The organism is Vibrio sp. CDRSL-10 TSBA (genome assembly GCA_039696685.1).
In the GTDB taxonomy this organism is placed as follows: domain Bacteria; phylum Pseudomonadota; class Gammaproteobacteria; order Enterobacterales; family Vibrionaceae; genus Vibrio.
Window position 1 is genome coordinate 642,919 of sequence record CP155565.1, and the last position, 19,861, is coordinate 662,779.

General features: G+C 50.6%; 12 protein-coding genes and 3 pseudogenes. 14 read left to right on the top strand and 1 reads right to left on the bottom strand.

From position 1 onward, the window contains the following. Window positions 1-95 precede the first annotated feature (95 nt). Window positions 96-2,015, bottom strand: coding sequence for a DEAD/DEAH box helicase (locus ABDK09_03130; GenBank protein XAW88352.1), 1,920 nt, complete (start codon window positions 2,013-2,015; stop codon window positions 96-98). Window positions 2,016-2,405: 390 nt separating this feature from the next. Here ABDK09_03130 and rnb point away from each other — a divergent pair. The 14 genes and pseudogenes from rnb to ABDK09_03200 all read left to right on the top strand — a co-directional run bounded on the left by rnb (window position 2,406) and on the right by ABDK09_03200 (window position 19,843). After that, a pseudogene (gene rnb, locus ABDK09_03135) lies at window positions 2,406-4,464 on the top strand (exoribonuclease II). Between the two features lie 276 nt (window positions 4,465-4,740). After that, window positions 4,741-5,076 (top strand): STAS domain-containing protein, encoded by a 336-nt coding sequence (locus ABDK09_03140; GenBank protein ID XAW88445.1) that lies wholly within the window; start codon window positions 4,741-4,743, stop codon window positions 5,074-5,076. Between the two features lie 41 nt (window positions 5,077-5,117). Next, window positions 5,118-6,002, top strand: a complete 885-nt coding sequence (locus ABDK09_03145) for an OmpA family protein (GenBank protein XAW88353.1) — start codon at window positions 5,118-5,120, stop codon at window positions 6,000-6,002. A gap of 41 nt (window positions 6,003-6,043) precedes the next feature. Continuing rightward, window positions 6,044-8,114: pseudogene (locus tag ABDK09_03150) on the top strand (SLBB domain-containing protein). After that, a complete protein-coding gene (locus ABDK09_03155) occupies window positions 8,114-8,797 on the top strand; it encodes a chromosome partitioning protein ParA (GenBank protein XAW88446.1) in 684 nt (227 codons plus the stop codon). Before ABDK09_03150 ends, ABDK09_03155 begins: the two are co-directional and overlap by 1 nt. A gap of 188 nt (window positions 8,798-8,985) precedes the next feature. Further along, window positions 8,986-9,843 carry a phosphate/phosphite/phosphonate ABC transporter substrate-binding protein gene (locus ABDK09_03160; protein ID XAW88354.1) on the top strand — a complete coding sequence of 286 codons (858 nt, stop codon included), beginning with the start codon at window positions 8,986-8,988 and terminating at the stop codon, window positions 9,841-9,843. Between the two features lie 50 nt (window positions 9,844-9,893). Continuing rightward, window positions 9,894-12,044, top strand: a complete 2,151-nt coding sequence (locus ABDK09_03165) for an ATP-binding protein (protein XAW88355.1) — start codon at window positions 9,894-9,896, stop codon at window positions 12,042-12,044. A 234-nt stretch (window positions 12,045-12,278) separates the two neighbouring features. Then, on the top strand, window positions 12,279-13,763 hold the full coding sequence (locus ABDK09_03170; GenBank protein XAW88356.1) for a sigma-54 dependent transcriptional regulator: 1,485 nt from the start codon (window positions 12,279-12,281) through the stop codon (window positions 13,761-13,763). Beyond that, window positions 13,750-14,109, top strand: a complete 360-nt coding sequence (locus ABDK09_03175; GenBank protein ID XAW88357.1) for a hypothetical protein — start codon at window positions 13,750-13,752, stop codon at window positions 14,107-14,109. Before ABDK09_03170 ends, ABDK09_03175 begins: the two co-directional genes overlap by 14 nt. Beyond that, on the top strand, window positions 14,033-14,818 hold the full coding sequence (locus ABDK09_03180; GenBank protein ID XAW88358.1) for a glycosyltransferase: 786 nt from the start codon (window positions 14,033-14,035) through the stop codon (window positions 14,816-14,818). Before ABDK09_03175 ends, ABDK09_03180 begins: the two co-directional genes overlap by 77 nt. Before the next feature lie 186 nt (window positions 14,819-15,004). Next, window positions 15,005-16,210: a glycosyltransferase family 4 protein gene (locus ABDK09_03185; protein ID XAW88359.1), complete on the top strand. Its 1,206-nt coding sequence runs from the start codon at window positions 15,005-15,007 to the stop codon at window positions 16,208-16,210. Then, the gene (locus ABDK09_03190) at window positions 16,203-17,633 is read left to right on the top strand and encodes an oligosaccharide flippase family protein (GenBank protein XAW88360.1); all 1,431 of its coding nucleotides are present in this window, start codon (window positions 16,203-16,205) and stop codon (window positions 17,631-17,633) included. Before ABDK09_03185 ends, ABDK09_03190 begins: the two co-directional genes overlap by 8 nt. 74 nt (window positions 17,634-17,707) lie before the next feature. Next, window positions 17,708-19,028, top strand: a pseudogene (locus ABDK09_03195) (O-antigen ligase family protein). A gap of 95 nt (window positions 19,029-19,123) precedes the next feature. Further along, window positions 19,124-19,843 (top strand): acyltransferase, encoded by a 720-nt coding sequence (locus ABDK09_03200; protein ID XAW88361.1) that lies wholly within the window; start codon window positions 19,124-19,126, stop codon window positions 19,841-19,843. The last annotated feature ends 18 nt before the right edge of the window (window positions 19,844-19,861 follow it).

A 19,861-nucleotide genomic window follows, 5' to 3' on the forward strand; every position in this document is an offset into this window, starting at 1 on the left:
CTACAAATCCCCTCAACCATTTTGTACAGGCAAAAAAAAAGTCCGGAGCAAGGCCCCGGACTTTTTATGCAAACTTAACAGCTGATAAGTGCTGATTATGCGTCGTTACGACGACGGCTGTGACCACGTTCACCACGGTAGTTACCACGGTCATCGCCACCACGGTTGCGATCAAAGCGACGTTCACCACCTTCACGACGGTTGCCACCTTCACGGCTGCCTTCGCGGTTACCACGGTAACCACCACCTTCGCGACGAGCACCGTTACCGCCTTCACGGTTACCACGGAAACCACCGTCACGACGACCGCCACCGTTACCGCCTTCACGGCGACCACGAGACTCACGGAAGTCATCAAAATCACAAACTACCGCACCCACTTCTTTCTGACGGATACGCAGTTTACGCAGTTTAGAACTTACTTCGCTGGTCATGCTCTTAGGCAGCTGTACGAACGTATGGCCCTGAGCCAGTTTGATCGCACCGATAGAACCTTTGGTCAGACCCAGTTCGTTTGCCAGTGCGCCAACGATGTCTTTAACCTGAACACCTTGGTCACGGCCAACTTGCAGCTGGTATGTATCCCATTCAGTGTTCGTGAATTCACGACGGCCACCACGCTCACCGCGATCGCCATTCTCACGACGCTCACGACGACGCAGCTTGTCACGCTCAAGCGCTTCCAGCATTGGGTCTTCACCAACGTAGAACAGCGGACGCTTACCTTGCTGACGTTTCAGCAGGATAGCAGCCAGAGTCGTTGCATCAATTTCCAGAGAAGCTTGCAGTTTTTCAACCAGCTCAGCGAATTTCTCCAGAGAAGTGTGCTCTTTCTCTGCTTCCAGTTCTACTGCCAGCATGCTCAGGCGTGCTTCAGCAACCTTGTCACGGTGTGGCAGTTGAATTTCTTCCATTGAAGAACGAGTCACGCGCTCGATAGTACGCAGCATGCGGATCTGGTTAGTGCGAACCAGCAGGATCGCTTTACCTTTACGACCAGCACGGCCAGTACGACCGATACGGTGAATGTAAGACTCTACATCGAACGGGATGTCGTAGTTAAATACGTGCGTGATACGCGGCACGTCCAGACCACGAGCAACAACGTCAGTAGCAACCAGAATATCAATCACACCTTGTTTGATGTGGTCAACAGTACGCTCACGTAGTGACTGAGGGATATCGCCGTGCAGTGCCGCTGCTTTAAAGCCACGTGCACACAGCCAGTCAGCCAGGCGCTCGGTATCCTGACGAGTACGTACGAATACGATAGATGCGTCAGTTTCTTCGGTTTCAAGCAGACGAGCCATTGCTTCGTCTTTCTCTACGCCCTTCACTACCCAGAATTGCTGCTCTACTTTAGCAACAGTCTGGTTAGAACCTGCAACGTCAACACGCGCTGGTTCACGCAGGAAGCGGTCAACGATGTCTTTAACCATTGGAGGCATGGTTGCAGAGAACAGAACGCGCTGTGCTGTTTCAGGAGCTTGCTCCATGATCCAGGTTACATCGTCAACGAAGCCCATTTTCAGCATTTCGTCCGCTTCATCCAGAACGAAAGTATGACATTCGTCCAGGTGCAGGCGTTCACGAGTAATCAGATCTTTAACACGGCCAGGAGTACCCACAACGATGTGAGCACCTGATTTAAGAGCACGCATTTGATCAACGATAGATGCACCACCGTAGATCTCAAGAACTTTCAGGCCTTTGATGTTTTGGCCAAGGTTTTTCACTTCTGCCGCAACCTGGATAGCCAGTTCACGAGTTGGTGCCATCACAATAGCCTGTGGCTTATGTTGTGACAGATCCAGTTTGTTGAGCAGAGGCAGAGAGAATGCAGCTGTTTTACCAGTACCGGTTTGCGCTTTACCCAGAGCATCGCGGCCTTCCAGAAGCAAAGGAATTGCAGCAGCCTGAATTGGAGTCGGAGAAACAAAGCCCATTTCGTTAAGGGCGGAAAGGATGGCACTGTTAAGTGCTAAGTCACTAAATTGAATGACGTTTTCTTGCATGGGGATCCCACTAAAATAATGAATAACTAGGTCCCACGTGCTTTACCATTCCAACCAATCCAAGAAGTTGCTGATTCCGTTCAGTTGCTGATTCCATTCAGATGAGGACAAGTATTAAAAAGCAACAAGCCACTAGGGACATCTAAGGGAGGCGGATTATTCCCTAAATGCATAAAAAAAGCTACAAAAAATTGAAATTCATCACATAAATTTCCCTGTAGTGATAAAACGCTCGACAACTCGTGCGCTAATCGTCTCATTTGCAACCAATTCGTTCATTTTTGCACCACGCCAGACCATGTAAATCGGTGCGAAAGGCACGTTTTCGGTAGTAATCAGCCATAGCAATGATTATAGTGTGCCCTATCAACCGAGTCAGATAGAAATAAGATGTTTCAAGATAATCCGCTACTAGCCCAACTCAAACAACAAATCCAAGAAAACCTGCCGAAGAAAGAAGGTCAGATCAAAGCCACTGATAAAGGTTTTGGTTTCCTTGAAGTCGACAGCAAAACCAGTTTCTTTATCCCGCCTCCGTACATGAAGAAATGTATGCATGGCGATAAAGTCGTGGCTATCATCCGCACTGAAAAAGAGCGTGAAGTAGCAGAGCCGCAAGAGCTGGTCGAACAGTCTCTGACGCGCTTCATTGGCCGTGTGCAACTGCACAAAGGCAAACTGAACGTTGCACCGGATCACCCGCAACTGAAGAAAACGCCGCTCAAAGCCAAAACGAAAAAAGGCCTCAACCCGGAGCTGTTCAAAGAAGGCGACTGGGTTGTCGCTCATCTGACTCGTCACCCGTTAAAAGGTGACAACGGTTTCTTTGTTGAAATCTCCGAAAAAATCACTGATGCCGACGACAAAATTGCACCATGGTGGGTAACGCTGGCAGAAAACGACCTGCCAAACAGCGAAACCGGCCGGTATTGATGACTGGCAACTGAAAGATGATGCAGATCTGGAGCGTGTCGACCTGACCGACATGCCTTTAGTGACCATCGACGGCGAGTCCACTAAAGATATGGATGACGCCCTGTACGCCAAGCAACTGGACAACGGCAGCTTTGAGCTGACCATTGCGATTGCGGATCCGACTGCGTACATCACGCCGGAAGATAACATGGACAAAGTAGCGCGTGAGCGTGGCTTTACTATTTATCTGCCGGGCCGCAACATTCCGATGCTGCCGCGCGATCTGGCTGACGAGCTTTGCTCTCTGATTGAAAACCAGGTACGTCCTGCGCTGTGCTGCAGTGTGACAGTAGATAAAGATGGCGTGATTGGCGATGACATCCGCTTCTTTGCTGCCAACATCAAATCGCACGCTCGTCTGGTTTACGATCACGTATCAGACTGGCTGGAAAACGGCAGCAGCGAAGCATGGCAGCCAAACGACACTATCGCCGCCGTTGTGCGCGATCTGCACGCTTTTGCTCAGGCACGTGCTAACTGGCGTGAAACCCACGCTGTGGTGTTCCCGGATCGTCCGGATTACCGCTTTGAGCTGAGTGAAGACAACGATGTTATCGCGATTCACGCGGATTCACGTCGCACAGCCAACCGCCTGGTTGAAGAATCCATGATCACTGCCAACATCTGTGCCGGTAAAACGCTGCAGGCTTCGTTTGGTACCGGCGTGTTCAACACTCACGCAGGCTTCAAACCAGAGAAACTGGCCGACGTTGTGGAGCTGATGAACGAGCACGGCGCTGAAATTGATGCCGAAAACGTGGCAACGGTAGAAGGCTTCGCCGCGCTGCGCCGTTGGTTGTCTGCTCAGGAAACCGCTTACCTGGATAACCGTATCCGTAAGAGTCAGAGCTACAGTGAAATCGGCAACGAACCGCTGCCACATTTCGCTATGGGTCTGGACGTGTACGCGACTTGGACATCACCGATCCGTAAATACGGCGATATGATCAACCATCGTATGCTGAAGGCTCACATCCTGGGTAAAGAGTCGGTACAAAAACCTGACGAAACCGTTGGTGAAGAGCTGGCACTGCATCGTAAGCACCACAAGATTGCCGAACGTAATGTCGCTGACTGGCTGTACGCTCGCACTCTGGCTGAAGAGCCGGCCAAAGGCACTCGCTTCACGGCCGAGATCTTTGACATCAACCGCGCAGGTATGCGTGTACGTCTGCTGGAAAATGGCGCAGCTGCCTTTATTCCTGGCGGCCTGATTCTGGACAACAAACAGCGTCTGGAATGTAACGGCGAGCAAGGCACCGTATCGGTTGATAAAGAAGTGGTGTTTAAACTCGGTGATACGCTGGAAGTTATCCTGAATGAAGTAAACCAGGAGAACCGCAGCCTGATTGCAAAACCAACTCAGGTGTTTGTAGAGCTGCCAAAAGAAGAGCCATCCGCTCAGGAAACCGGCTCCTCAGGAGCAGACCACCGAGGCCTGAGTCCGGAATTAGGCGTTAAAAGCCGCCAATAATACAAAAATTTAAGGGCATTCTGATGAATGCCCTTTTTATTTTCAGCGTCACATTACCCTCAACTCTTCCCTGCCGTGCTGGTTTGATACGTCACAACAATCTTCGTTGACTGTTGCAGATTGATTCTCAATTTGACCGAGCCTGTTTTTCATTTTGACGCCAAGGTTCAGAAACAACACAAGCCATTGAATTTATGAATTTATTTTTCTGGCATGCTATCTGTATTACTCCCATCAACCCCAAAGGCACAATAGGCCAACATAAGGAGATTGATGATGGGACTGCATACGAATAATTTTGATGACACGACTTTAACCCTGCTTTTTTCCGGCAATCTCGACGCAGACGGCAGCCAAAAAGCCCTGCCCCTGCTCGATAAAGTGATTTCCAACCCTGATTTCAGAGATGTGGAAGTCGATCTTTCTAATGTTACCTTCCTCGACTCATCCGGTATCGGCGCCATCGTTTACCTCTATAAACGCCTGGTCGCGAATAACCGCCGTATGCGGATTGAAAACGTGAGTGGCCAGCCGCTGGAGATTTTTACCCTGTTGCGAATTGGTCATGCGATTCCGATTAATTCGAAACAGCTAAGCCGCAAGGCTGGCTGAAAGTCACCGTTTCGCAGTGAACCCCTGATGGGAGAGAAGTCATGCTAAGATTACACCTGCCCCTCATTCTGGCTTTAACACTCGCACTGAGTACGGGTTGCAGCAGCTTTCCGCCCTACGGCAAGGGCGGAATGGCCGAGCAGACTCTGAGTGCCGACTTTTCTCCCGTTTTACCTGATGAACCTCTTGGCCCCGAACACGGTCTGCGCTTCGACTGGCAAATCGCTAAACTGCATTTGGATATGCTGGTTCAGGAAGGCGCAAGATGGTGTTTCCCCGCTTCAGTGCTGCAGCTCAATATTCGCCAGCAGCGCATTGCACGTGAACTCGAAGGTGGTTTACATCTGGATGCGGCCAATGACATCGCTATCCAGCGTAAAGCACTGAGCAAACTCGAACAGCAACTCGATTACGTCACCAGTCAGGCAGAGTGTCTGCCGCCAAACGGTCAGTCTCATCAGGCCAACAGCGCGTTTACTGGTTTGGACGCAGTAAAGTCCCTGATTGATCTGCTCAATGCCGACAATCAATTCGCGCACAACTCGGCTGAAATCAATCCGAAATACATGGGTCATCTGGCTCAGGCGGCGCAGATCCTCAAACAACATCCGCACCTTAATCTGGCGGTCACCGGCCATGCCGACGCCGATGGCACGCAAGAGTACAACGACCGCTTAGCACTCGACCGGGCTAATCAGGTGAAACGTTACCTGACCATTTTCGGCCTGTCTGCGCAGCGTATTGTCACCCATTCACTTGGCGAACGTTTACCGCTGTTCGAGGGTAATACACCAGGCGTTATGCTCACCAATCGCCGCGTGAGTGTCGAAGTAATCACACAACGCAATGACTCACAATCAGACGCAACCCAAACAAGCTCGTATCAGACCCACCCGATTTCAACTCACGCCGGAGGTATACAATGAAACCTCAAGCTCTATACAGATTACTGCTGCTGGCGCTATGTATGATGCTCAGCATGCCCACTTTCTCCAGTACTCAGCAGCGCTTTGTTGCCGTCGGTGACATGATTCAGGTCAACCTGCCTGGCGAAGCACAGCTCAATCAAGGGTTTCTGGTCGATCGCCGTGGCGCAATCAAGTTGCCTGAGTCCGGTTCGGTTTTTGTAGCAGGTTATACCGAAGAACAACTGTTCAAAGAGGTATCGCTGCGCCTGGGTGAAATTTATCGCGATCTGAATAACCTGGAAGTATTCATTGCCCGCAAGCAGCTGATCATTAATGTGCTTGGCTATGTCGAGAAGCCGGGTGAAAAAGTTCTTGATCAGAATACCACCATTCAGGAGGCCTTCACGTCTGCCGGAGGTATCCGTTTCCGGGGCGCAACTGGACAAAATTCAGCTCAAACGAGGCAAGAGCGTCACCGTGTTCGACTATAAAGCCTTCCTGGAAACCGGTGACGATGACACGCTGCCGGAACTGCGCTCAATGGACACCTTGTTTGTACCCGCCTCACCACTGGTCGGTAACATTGAGCAGGAGTTTAATCCAACCGCACTAGCCAACGCCGGTGACAGCGCCAGTGGTGCAACCTCAATTAAAGTATTTGGTGAGGTCAATGCACCGGGCTCATTTTCCTTCAAACCCAACACAAACCTGGTCGATATTCTGATGCGCTCCGGCGGCGTCACCCGCTATGCCAGCGTAGAGCAGATTCGCATTATTTCAGACAACACGCCGACCCTGTTTAATCTCAAAAAGTATCTCGACAGTGGCGACAGCGCCTTACTACCGACACTAAAACCGGGATCGACAGTATTTGTGCCTAAACAGGAAGAGGAAATTAAAGCCGGCGCTAACGTGGTGTACGTGATGGGAGAAGTGGCCATACCCGGAGCCTATGAAGGCAAGCCCGGCGCGAGCTTCATGGATATCCTTGCCAATGCCGGAGGTCCGACCCGCTTTGCCGAATCACGCCAGATTCGAATCATCAAAGCCGGAGGCGAGGTTGTTCGCTTCGACATGGTCGCCTACACAGAAGGCAGCAGCACGGTTCCTTTACCCGTAATCAACTCCGGGGACGCTATTTTTGTTCCGGAAAAACTTGATATGAACGAAAAATCCTGGCTGAAAGTCACCCCGGATCGCGCCGTCAGCGTGTTCGGTGAGGTCACTCGCCCCGGACGGGTTGAATGGTCTGACGAAATGAATCTGATGGATCTACTGGCTCATGTCGGCGGCCCGACCCTGCGTGCCGATACCACCCGTATCGAAATTGTGGCCTCATCCGGCGACCAGCGCATGCAACGTTTTAATCTCGACCAGTTCATCCAGAACGGTGCTCCGCGTCATACCCTGCCACGTATTGCCGCCGGTGCCATTATCCGCGTCCATGATCTGCCCCAGGATCCCTCAGACAACAAATCACAGTGGGTACGTCAAAGCTCGGACAGCTCGATTTATGTGTTTGGTCAGGTTAATGCCCCCGGTCGTTATCGTTTTACCGATGAAATGCACTTTCTCGATATCTTGTCTGCCGCTGACGGCCCGACCGGCCAGGCTGACATTCATAATATCCGCGTGACTCACCGCGACAAAAGCTATGCCAGAGTCAGTAAACTCAATTTGTCAATGTACTTTGAAACCGGCGATGAAAGCCTGCTGCCTAAAGTCAAACGTGGCGACACCATTTATATTCCAGAGAAAGATCGTAACTGGCTCGAGCGTTCCAAAGAGAGCACCATCCGTGTTCTGGGAGCAGTTAATCAACCGGGGCGCTATCAGTTTGATGACACCATGACCATTCTTGATTTACTGGCTCAGGCCGGCGGCCCGCGTGAATCGGCCTATCTGGAGAAAATTACTATCGTCAACGTGTCCTGTTGCCAGAATCAGGCCCGCACCTTCGATTTAATCGCTTTCAGTAAAAGTGCCAACCTGCGCAACCTGCCCGTACTGCGAGCCGGAGATACTGTTTATATACCTGATCAAAGCGATAGCCTGGCATCCAAACTGCGTACAGGTCTGAAAGACATTTTCCAAATGGCAACCACGGTTGCTTTGATAGGAGCATTATGATGACGATTCCAGCAACTCACGCCGAGGTTGAACAGATCTATCTGAACGCCGAACTCAACCATTGCCGCTCTATCTGCCTTACGTCCTGTCAGACTGATGAAGGCGTAACCGCCCTGACGATGGCGTTGACTGAACGTTATCTGCTGGCAGGCTACCGAACCGCTCTGGTGGATCTCAACTTGTTTCATCCTGGTTTTATGGCTGCTGAACTGAGCAGTGACCAGCCAAACTGGTTACAACACAATGAGTCTCTGCGCTGCTTTACCGGAATAACTGTTCCGAAAGAGACGGCGGATAGCTTGGTCTACAAACGTCCGGACTTTTTGAATAAAGCAATGCAAACCTGGCTGGGTCAATATGAACGTGTCGTCGTGGACACCTCACCCCTGCTCAACGTAAACCGCAACAATATACCGGCTCAGTGCATTGCAGGTGCCTGTGACGGCGCCATTTTGGTCGTGATGGCCGGACACACAAGTACTCTGCAGGTTCAGGCAGCCATGGAACTCCTGCAACAAGCCAACATCAGTTTGTTGGGGACAGTACTGAACTGCCGTGACAAACCGACGCTGGCTAATGAGATTTGTCGTGAAATCAACCGAATCCCTTTGCTGCCCAAACGTTGGAAAGAGCGTCTTAACGCTCGTGTGATGAACAACGAATATCTTAATGCAACAACGTGATATGACTATATATTTATACTTTCGGGCGATAGCATATTTAATAACATCTTCTAGACTAAAAAATACAACATCTTGAAAGGAAACATAATATTGAAAGAACTGTTGACTAAATCAGGATAACGCTCGTGGATAGAAGCAAACTTGTGAGGGACATCGTTGTGAGAGGCATAGTTGTGAAGAGCACAGTTGTGAAGAACATCGTTATAGCGAACAACATTGTAGCGAACAAAGTTGTGACCAACCTCGTTGCAAAAATACACTGTATCCGGGCTATGTTGCTGGTCGCAGTTCTGTTACCTGCGTTAACTGTAGCGGCACCACTAACCTTTGGCGTTGTGCCTCAGCAGTCGGTCAGTCGTCTCGCCAAGCAATGGGGGCCAATTGTGGAGGCGATGAGTGAGTATGTCGGTGAAGAGATTATCTTTGTCACCGCACCTGACATCCCTACTTTTGAAGCCCGCCTTAAGCAAGGTGAATACAGCTTTGCTTATATGAATCCCTACCATTTCACTGTTTACAATAAAAAACCGGGTTACCAGGCTTTGGTACGTGCTAAAGACAAACAGATCAACGGCATCATCGTCGTACGAAAAGACAGTAACATTACCGAACTGAGTCAGCTCAGCGGCCATGATTTGGCCTTTCCGTCGCCTGCAGCTTTTGCAGCCAGCATTCTGACCCGTAGTCACCTGCATGATAACGGCGTCGACTTTAATCCGGTTTATGTCTCGTCACATGATTCCGTTTATCTGTCTGTAGCACGTGGCATTTACCCCGCCGGTGGCGGCGTCATGCGCACCTTTAACGCAATGCCTGAAGAGATCAGACAACAACTGGTGCCGCTATGGTCGACCAAAGGCTTTACTCCCCATGCTATTGCGGCTAACCCAAATGTCGACCCGAAGTTATCCCGACAAGTTCAGACTTATTTGCTCCAGATGGATAGTAACCCGCTCGATCAACCATTATTGACACCGCTCAAATTAAAAGGTTTTGTCGCAGCGGATAATAAAGACTGGGACGACGTTTCGAGCACTCAATATTGACTTACTCTCCCAGGATTAAGCGTTAATCAAGCCGACGGGACCGGATGCCTATGCTTAAATTTCGTGCTAAAACGATTATCGGAATTGCGCTGATAGAAGTCGTACTCTTGGTAATTCTGGTTGTCAGCGCGCTAACTTTTCTCGATGACTCCAACCGGCGTCAACTGACCCAGCGTGCGCACGCCACGGCGACCATGTTTGCCCATGCAGTCAAGGATGCAGTAATTTCGACTGACCTGGCTACCTTAGATGATATGGTGCATGAGATTATGCTGCTGGAAGACGTTGTTTACGCCAAAGTCATCCGGCGTAACCGGCTTCTTGCTTCAGGCGGAGACATTTCTCTGAGCGAGAATATCGATCCGGATGAAGAGCAGAAGCCACTGCAACAGGACATCATCAATACATCCGTCAACATCAAAATCGACGGCATAATTTACGGCCATATTGAGCTGGGATTTACCACCACAGCCATTCACAGTACCCTAAGTCAGGCGCGACGGGCCATCATCGGCATCGCTTCTCTGGAAGTGATTCTGGTTGGTATGTTTTCATTTTTCCTCGGCACTTACCTGACCCGCAATCTGGTTCGTCTGCGTGATGCCGCGAAAACGGTTAAACAAAAAGGTCCGGGCTATCAAATCAACCTCAAGCAAAATGACGAACTCGGTCAGGTCGCCAGCGCGTTTGACAGTATGTCGAAAAGTTTGCAAGAGAGTTATCAGGAACTACAGCAGGCGCGTGAAGAAGCCGAACATGCCAACCAATCCAAATCGCGCTTTCTTGCCTCCATGTCGCATGAAATCCGTACCCCGATGAACGGCGTACTAGGCTTGCTGACAGCGCTTAAGCAGACCTCTCTCAAGCCTGAGCAGAAAACACTGGTGGATACTGCTCGTGAATCTGGCAACCTGATGCTTGCGCTGATCAATAACATCCTCGACTTTTCGCGCATGGAAGCCAATAACCTTGAAATAGAACGCGAGGCGTTTGACCTCAGGCAAGCGACCACAACCGTACTGAACAGCATGCAGCCCCTCGCAGAACAGACCGGCCTGAGCTTGATTGCTGATATCGATGATGTACCCCGTTATGTGATTGGTGATCGCAACCGTTATAAACAAATTTTGCTTAATTTGGTCGGAAATGCCCTCAAGTTCACTCCGCAAGGCAAAGTATCCGTCTCTCTGCGCTCACGCCCTCTGCCCGAACAACGTTTCGTGCTTGAGTGCCAGGTGAAAGATACCGGCATCGGTATCAAGGCCGACGATCAGCCTTACCTGTTCGATGAATTTACGATGGCCGACAGCAGTTTTACCCGCACGCACGGCGGTTCAGGTTTGGGCCTTGCAATCTGTAAACGACTGCTGAACATGATGGACGGCGACATAAAAGTAGACAGCATCGAGGGCATCGGCAGCTGTTTCACCTTCTCCCTTCCCTTTGAACTGTGCAGTGAAGCGGAGTTTGAATCCGAACACCAGCCGCCGGCAGTGCTCTCTTCCTGTTGCAAAGAAGCCAGGGTTTTGGTCGCCGAAGATAACAAGGCGAACCAAATGGTCATACGGAATTTGTTCCGCACCATTACGCCTTATACCGACATTGTTGATAACGGTCTTGAAGCACTCGATAAAGTCAGACAACACCACTATGACATCGTGTTTATGGACGTATCCATGCCACAGATGGATGGTCTGACAGCCTGCGCGGAGATACGTAACCTGCCCGACAGCAATAAAGCCTCACTGCCTGTGATTGCCTTTACCGCACATGCGCTCACCGGTGACAAAGAGAAATTTCTCAAGGCCGGAATGACCGACTATCTTGCCAAGCCCGTCAGCCTGGCCAAATTAATAGATGTGCTAAACCGTTATATTCCGTGCGAAGAGGACCAACCTGATATTGAAGAGAACCGTGAGAATGACGAGACCATGTCTGATTCTACGCTTCGAACAGCGCTGACCCTGGTCTCTGATGACGCTGGCTCAGATCAGCACCAGGTTGAACCTGCACACACTATTTTGGCCGGTGACAAGGAGCCTCTGTTACTTGACGAAGCCACCCTGCAGCAAATCATCAAAGATACTAACTCAGAGCTGTTACCCGTACTCATCGATCATTATGTACAGGAAACCCGTACGCATCAGGCTCAGATACGCGATGCAGCGCAGGAACAATCCCTCGAGAAACCTCCGGTTTGAGGTACACAAACTGATCAGCTCATCGCTGGCCTTGGGCAACAGTGCATTATCAGCCATGGCGCGAGCGATAGAAGTTGAGTGCAAAAACCAGCAAGCCGAACAAGCTTACACGTTGGCACAACAATTGGATGAATTAATAGATCAATCTCTGCAGGCTTTGCTGGATCGCAAAGCACTCGGATTTTCAGACCAGGATAGAGCGTCCAAAATCTGACCGAAAATAAGGATAACATTATGCAGCCGAAAGTATTGTTAGTTGAAGACGCCAGCTCGTTAGCCATCCTCTACAAACAGTATGTCAAAGATGAGCCATTCGAGTTTTTCCACGTAGAAACAGGCGCAGAGGCAAAAGCATTTATTGAGCGTTATCTCCCGCAGGTGGTGATCCTCGATCTGAATCTGCCGGATATGGACGGACAGGATATTCTCGACTGGATTAAAGAGAACGAACTGCCCACCTCTGTCCTGATCGCTACAGCCCATGGGTCGGTTGATATAGCGGTCGATTTGCTCCATCGCGGTGCAGACGATTTTCTCGAAAAACCCATCGTTGCTGAGCGTCTGAAAGCCTCGATTCGGATTCACCTCAAGAAAGTTAAACTGGAAAATATGGTCGAAGATCTCAAATCCAGTATTGAACGACCGCGTTTTCAAGGTTTTATTGGGGCCAGTGAGGCGATGCAAAAAGTGTATAAAACCATTGAAGCTGTGGCTCCGACCAACGCCAGCGTTTTTATCATCGGGGAAAGCGGCACAGGTAAAGAGGTGTGTGCAGAAGCAATCCATAAACAGAGTAACCGCCATGACAAACCTTTTGTTGCGATTAACTGTGGGGCGATTCCCAAAGATCTGATGGAAAGTGAAATTTTTGGCCATATCAAGGGCGCATTTACCGGCGCAACCACGGACCGCCGTGGTGCTGCGATGCAGGCCAATGGCGGCACGTTGTTTCTCGATGAATTGTGTGAAATGGACTTAAACCTGCAAAAGAAACTGCTGCGTTTTTTGCAGACCAGCACTTTTACTCCCCTTGGTGACAGCCGCGAGCGCAAAGTTGATGTCAGAATTATTTGTGCCACTAACCGTGATCCAATGAACGAAGTGAGCGAAGGTCGCTTTCGTGAAGATCTCTACTACCGAGTTCATGTTATTCCTATCGTGATGCCACCACTGCGTGAACGGGACCAGGATATTGTCACACTTGCTAACCACTTCCTGAAAACCTATTCGCGCCAGGACAGCAAAAAATTTGTCGCACTGGATAAAGACACTGAGCGTCTGTTCAAACGCTACCCTTGGCCTGGTAATGTGCGTCAGCTGCAAAATACTATCCGTAATATTGTTATCCTCAACGATGCTAAATATGTGGCTCGGGAGCACCTGCCGGAAACGCTTGAGACTAAGCAGGCGTTAACTTCTGTGGTTAAACCGGTTACTCACACACCGCCGGTAATACCGGCAGTCAGCGAGTCAGCGCCTCCAGAATCTGTGGTTCCTATTCACCACTCGATACCAAACCCGCAGACAACCGCAGAGAATAGTGAACAAGCGCCTGTCATTAAACCGATGTGGCAGGTAGAGCGGGAAACGATCCAACAAGCGATAGACTACTGTGACGGTAACGTGCTTAACGCCGCTGTGCTGCTGGAGCTCAGTCCGTCGACTGTTTATCGTAAAAAGCAGGCGTGGGAAAATGAAGACAGCTATGAGCAAGCCTGAACAAGCGGCTCGGCAAGTAGCTGAGCCGGGAGAAATCTGGCTATTAATTGATAGTTTACGCTTTGGCGGTATTGAAACTCATGTACGTGAACTGGCGAGCGGTCTGGTGCGTTTTAGACAGCCGGTAAGAGTCGTATTTCTGCGCCGCTACTCTGAACCACAGTTGCTCGAGCAAAGCTTGCACGAGCTTGGTATCTCCTGCTCTTTTGTCTCTGAGTTCGCTTGTGGCGAGCAACAACAGGGGCGCAATCTGCTATTCGATTTGTATCGTGCAGTACGCTGCTACCAACCCAAGGTTTCTGCACGCCCATGGATACAAAGCCAGTATTTACGCGCGTCTTGTTAAATTACTGACCGGGACCCACCAGATCTCGACCTATCACGCCGGTGAAACGCCCCGCGGCAAAGTATGGCTGTATGACTGGCTTGATCGCTATACCAGCCGGATGTCCAATCATGCAATTAGTGTCAGTCAGGCTATCGCGGCTAAATTGCCGCCTGGCAGCATCACGCTCAATAATTTCATCTCACAAACCACACAAAGTTCGCTTACTGGCGAGCAGATTGCCTTTATTGGCCGTTTAAGCCATGAAAAGGCACCGGAACGATTTGTCGCGCTGGCCAAACAGTTCCCCCGTCACCGCTTTCATCTGTATGGTGACGGGCCACTTTATCAGGAGATTAAAAACAGCGCACCAGACAACCTCACCTTGCACGGACACATCAGTGACATGCAGCCGCACTGGCCAGATATCGCTTTAGTCATTATTCCGTCACGTTTTGAAGGGCTGCCAATGGTCAGTCTCGAAGCCATGGGACGCGGTATTCCTGTCCTTGCAACCCGGGTTGGCGCTTTGGATACACTGATCGAATCCGGGATAAGTGGCTGGATAGCCGATAACGAGCAAGACCTGGTGACAGGTATCGAGCAATGGCAGCAACTGAGCCAACAACAGCGACACACCATAGGTTCACGTGCGCGTCACACCATCAACGAGAGTTATACCGACCAGGCTGTCATCCCGCAGCTGCTCAATCTGTACCAGAGCCGGTAAATGGCTTCATAACGCCACTACCGCAACCAAAACTGAAGCCGATTTTGATTCTCAAATTGAGAAAACCTCAGCCACCAGATTATTTCTTTTAATTTTCAGAATGATAGATGAAAGGTAATTTGGCACTCCATTTGCTCCACTTCCTTTACGACTCATTATGCGCCCAGATTGGTAAAGGAATTCACTATGGCATCATCTACGAAATCTCACTCAAGCCGTCACTGCCTTATCTTTGATCCGGTACCTTTTAACGGCGGCTCAAAAGTCGCCAGCTATGAGATGGTCCGGCAGAGTCTCAAGTCAGAGGTAAACTTCACCGTACTGACTTGTGATCCCGACAGCTGGCGCGCTGCCTGGCCAAAGTCCATGCCCTTTAATATGGTCACCTTTCACAAACCCGGCAGCCTGAGTAAGGCCACCAGTGGCTGGCAATACTGGCTTAAGCACCTTTACTTTATGTTGATGATTTGCCTGTGCCTGCTGAAACACCGCTCTGTTACAACACTGATCGGCATTTCCGGGCCGGGCGTTGACATGGCACTGTATGGCTGCCGCAAACTATTACGCTACCGATTAATACAATTCATCCATGGCCCGGTTCCTTGCTCCGGCTCGGTCGGCTATTGTCTGACCCAGGCTGACCGGGTGTTTTATCTGCCCAGCACTCTGGATTCGATGCGGCGTTCTGTCAGTCACTATTTTAATCGTTGGTTACCGGATAACAGTGGTGAGGCACTGGCAAACTATTTATTGGCAACCAAGCAATATCAGCCATTTATCAATGGAATTGGACACAGCCAATGGCCGACTGCGAGCCATTACTCCGGGGCTGGTCTGCTCTGGGCAGCCTCGCTGCTGAAATGGAAAGGCCTCGACATTATGGTCGATGCATTGCGTCTGCTACCCGACGAACACCCGTTACGATGTGATATCTGCTTTATCCGACCGCACAATATTAACCTGCCACACAGTCAGGCTCCGGTGACATTGCCGGGCGTCAGCTGGCACGAGCAGCCGCAAAACCTTGATAGTATTCGTGCCAACAGCTCAATTTTTGTTTCCACCAGCCAGCAAGAACCGTTTGGTCTTTCTATTCTGGAAGCCCTGGCCGCCGGACTGTGTGTTGTCATCCCTCAAGATGGTTCGTACTGGGACCAAAAGTTACGTCATAACGTTAACTGCATTAAATATACCCCCAACTGCCCGATTGCTCTGGCACAAACACTGAAATATTTAATCTCCGATCGCGTCTGTCTGCGTCAGATTGGTCAGGCGGGACAACTGTACGCAGAGAATTATCGAGCCGAAACTTGTTATCTACCCATTGTGCAGTATATCAGTTCCTGCACAGAGCAAAGCGTGCCACTAAAAACAGGACAGTATTATGCTTAGCTTAAAACTGCCTGCGGCAATCAGCCGGCCCGTCGCATACGCTTTGGGGCTGTTTGCGACCAAAGGGCTGGCACTCATCATGTTGCCCATACTTGCCAACCACTTATCCGTCGAGCAGATCGGTCAGCTTGAGCTGTATACCAGCAGTGGAGTGTTCTTTGCCATGATTCTGAGCCTGGCGCTTCATGAAGCTCTATACCGCTTCGCCGGCCATGAAGCCTGCTCTGATAAACAAACCAAAGTAGCGGGAGAGATTTATACGCTTGCCTGTATGGTCGCTGGCATATCGCTGACCGGATTATTACTGCTGATTACTCTGGCAACCACTCTCTTTCCGCAACTGCCCGATCAAGCCATGCTGCTGTTGTCATTAGGAGTCGCCAGTGAAGGTCTGATCGGACTGCAACTCGCCTGGTTGCGCATGCAAGACAGAGCCGGACAATTCTTGCAGGTGACCGTTTGCATCTGTCTGTTGCAGGTTTCACTGGTCGCGCTCTCTTTGTGGCTGATGCCGGGCGTTTTATCGATCCTTGCCGCATCAGTTATCACTCATTTTATTCAGTTCATCTGGCTGCAGCGCCTGTGCCGCCTGCCGATGCAACGCCCCTGTATCAAGCGGGCACGTGAATTCGTCGCTTACAGTTTACCCATCGCTTTAGCGGGTTTGGTGGCCTTTACACTCAATGGCGCCGAGCGCTGGGTCATCGCCGCAACAGATACGATTGAGTCGCTCGCCTACTACGCTATCGCCGCTAAGTTTGCTCTCGCTTTGTGTATTCTGGTCCAGCCATTTGGGATGTGGTGGATGCCAAAACGCTTTGCCGTTCTGCTCAATCAAGGTTGCGGTGAAGCAACCCGAATCACTCAGTACGGTATTATCTGGGTCGCTTTGCTGTGTTCAGCAATGGCCTATTTCGCGCCGTTGTTCATTCAGCTGACGTTACCAGCTAACTACCATTCAGCCGGACAGATGGTGCTGCTGTGTCTGCTGGCTGCGTTATTCAAAGAGCTGACCGAGCTGGTTAACCTCGGATTGCTGGCCAGTAAACAGACCGGGAAATTATTACGCTTTAACCTGATCGCAGCCGGCAGTGGCGCCTTATTAATTATGACCATGCTTTCCTGGGGCGTGTGGGGGATTATCACCGGTTTGGTATTAGCGCAACTCACCAAGCTCACACTGGTCTACCGAGCCAGCCAGATTGCGATGGCATTACCGTATGCCTTACGCCGGCTGACGCTGGTGATAGTCACTGCAGTCACTCATCTACTGATTTCGGTTCATCTTTCCTCCTGGCAACTTCAATTGATAATGTCGCTGCTGGCACCGCTGAGCGTCATCTTAGTCGCTCTGCTGGCTGGTCTGCTGCCGCTGCCCTACTGGTTACGCAAAAACCGGATTGCCACCGTTGAACGCCTATGAAGTCGCAAACCAGTCACTTCACCGAATTTAAAACCAGTAAAGGTATTTTACTGGCGCTGATTTACTGCCTGGTTATGGCACTGGCCTGGCAGCTCAGCGGCTCCCCTATCGCGGCACTGGCCTTGGCGCTGTTACCCGCAGGATTGGTTTTGGTGGTGACCGGTCACTTTTGGTTCGTTACCCTGTTTATATTGTTTTCCTTCTTTCGTATTCACGAAGTTGTTCCTCAACTTTACTCCTTCAAAATCCCGCTGTTACTGTCAATGGCTGCACTGGGAGGTATAGTCTGGCACCTGATTATTAGCCGTAAGCTGGTTCCGTTCTGGCATCCTTCCATGGCCTGGTTACTGCTGTTCTGGGGACTTGTGACAATCGGTATCGTATTTGCGTCCAACCGCGGTATCGCAATCGGTAACTTCAAAGGTATCTACTGGAAAATTATCGTGATGAGTCTGGCTATCATGTGGATAGTCAATGATGCCCGTCAGCTGAACAAAATGGCGGTGCTGATCGCACTGTCCGGATTGTTGGTGGGCTGCACCGCGCTCTATAACAGTGCCAACGGGATCGGACTGGTGGAAGGGACTCGTGTCACAATCGGACGCGACATCGGCTCCATGCTCGGTGATCCTAATGATCTGGCGCTGGTACTGATGTTTCCGTTCGCTTTTTCACTCAGCTTGTTACTCATGCCCGGTAGTAATCGTCTGATCCGCGCCTTGTGTCTGGTGATTTGTGTTGTATTGCTGATGGCCGTGATTGCCACCCAGAGCCGGGGGGGCTTACTGGGCGTTTCTTGCGGTATCCGGTATTTTTGCGCTGCATTTTATTCGTAACAAAGGCTTGCTGCTTTTTCTGGCCGGCTGTGGTGCTCTGCTGCTCTATATTGCCAGCGGCGTCTCTGACCGCGCTTCAGGCGGAGCGGCTGAAGAAGGCATAGACGCCTCTGCAATGGGCCGTCTTTACGCCTGGGAAGCTGCGTTTTATATGGCACTGGATAACCCGTTGACCGGGGTTGGCCTGAATAACTTTTACTTCAACTATTTTTACTACAGTCAGCACTGGGACGGACTCAACCATGCCGTGCACAGTACCTGGTTTGGTGTTTTGGCCGAAACCGGCTTCCTCGGCTTAACGGTTTTCATCTGCTGTATCGTTTCTCTGCTTAAAACCGCTCGTAACACTATTCACAAAATAGAAAAACAGCTTCATCTGTTCGAAGCTCCGGTCAGGATCGTTGCTCACGCGGTCTATGCCGGGCTGGTCGGTACCGTCGTCTCCGGTACCTTTCTCACTCAAGGCTTCAACTGGCCGATTTATCTGCTTGGTGCGCTTATCGTTGCCGTTGCTCAAATTGCTAGTCAAATTGAGAATAAAAATAACAGCAACAGTTAATTTATTGTTTTTATTGGCGTTAAAATCTGGCACAAAGTGTGAACCCTCGTAATAAGTTGCATAACCCAATGTCAAAATGATACGAGGTAAACCTTATGCTTAGCATCCGACTCTACCAGTGGAAAAGCTGGCTGCAAAATCACCCTGACCCTAAATTCCGCGCACTGTTTCAACTGTTAAAGCGTATTCGTAATCTGGAACTTCCTACACCAGCGTTCTACAACCGCATCGCGTACACCCTGTGTACTGCGCTACGAGACGGTATCGAGACCCTGCGCCGGATATTTATCTGCACGCCGGCTTTTAAAGGGCGTTTAGCCTCATGCGGTCGTCAGCTAAATCTCTACAGCGGGCTGCCTTATATTTCCGGCCCATTACATATCGAAGTTGGCGACCGGTGCCGGATTTCCGGTCAAACCACGTTCAGCGGTCGCACCTCAATCACAACTCCTCGCCTTGTCATTGGCAACAACGTTGGTATCGGCTGGCAAACCACCATCGCGGTCGGAACCCGGGTCATCATCGACGATGATGTACGCATTGCCGGGAGGGGCTTTCTGTTTGGCTATCCGGGTCATCCTATCGATGAGGCCGAACGTGCTCAGGGTTTACCGGACCATGATGAGCAAGTCGGAGATATTCATCTTGAGCAAGGTGTCTGGCTGGGCAGCAATGTCAGTGTTAAAGGCGGGGTCACAATTGGCCGCGGCACCATAGTCTGCACCGGCAGCGTGGTCACGAAAAGCCTGCCCCCTTATGTGCTCGCCGGAGGCAATCCGGCACGGGTGATCCGCTCGATCCGGACACAACAATAACCCTATCCGTCTGACTGG

What these genes read in the sequence shown, in the direction of transcription:
- ABDK09_03130 (XAW88352.1), bottom strand. Translation starts at nt 2,015, where the DNA reads ATGCAAGAAAACGTCATTCAATTTAGTGACTTAGCACTTAACAGTGCC.
- ABDK09_03140 (XAW88445.1), top strand. Translation starts at nt 4,741, where the DNA reads ATGGGACTGCATACGAATAATTTTGATGACACGACTTTAACCCTGCTT.
- ABDK09_03145 (XAW88353.1), top strand. Translation starts at nt 5,118, where the DNA reads ATGCTAAGATTACACCTGCCCCTCATTCTGGCTTTAACACTCGCACTG.
- ABDK09_03155 (XAW88446.1), top strand. Translation starts at nt 8,114, where the DNA reads ATGACGATTCCAGCAACTCACGCCGAGGTTGAACAGATCTATCTGAAC.
- ABDK09_03165 (XAW88355.1), top strand. Translation starts at nt 9,894, where the DNA reads ATGCTTAAATTTCGTGCTAAAACGATTATCGGAATTGCGCTGATAGAA.
- ABDK09_03170 (XAW88356.1), top strand. Translation starts at nt 12,279, where the DNA reads ATGCAGCCGAAAGTATTGTTAGTTGAAGACGCCAGCTCGTTAGCCATC.
- ABDK09_03175 (XAW88357.1), top strand. Translation starts at nt 13,750, where the DNA reads ATGAGCAAGCCTGAACAAGCGGCTCGGCAAGTAGCTGAGCCGGGAGAA.
- ABDK09_03185 (XAW88359.1), top strand. Translation starts at nt 15,005, where the DNA reads ATGGCATCATCTACGAAATCTCACTCAAGCCGTCACTGCCTTATCTTT.
- ABDK09_03190 (XAW88360.1), top strand. Translation starts at nt 16,203, where the DNA reads ATGCTTAGCTTAAAACTGCCTGCGGCAATCAGCCGGCCCGTCGCATAC.
- ABDK09_03200 (XAW88361.1), top strand. Translation starts at nt 19,124, where the DNA reads ATGCTTAGCATCCGACTCTACCAGTGGAAAAGCTGGCTGCAAAATCAC.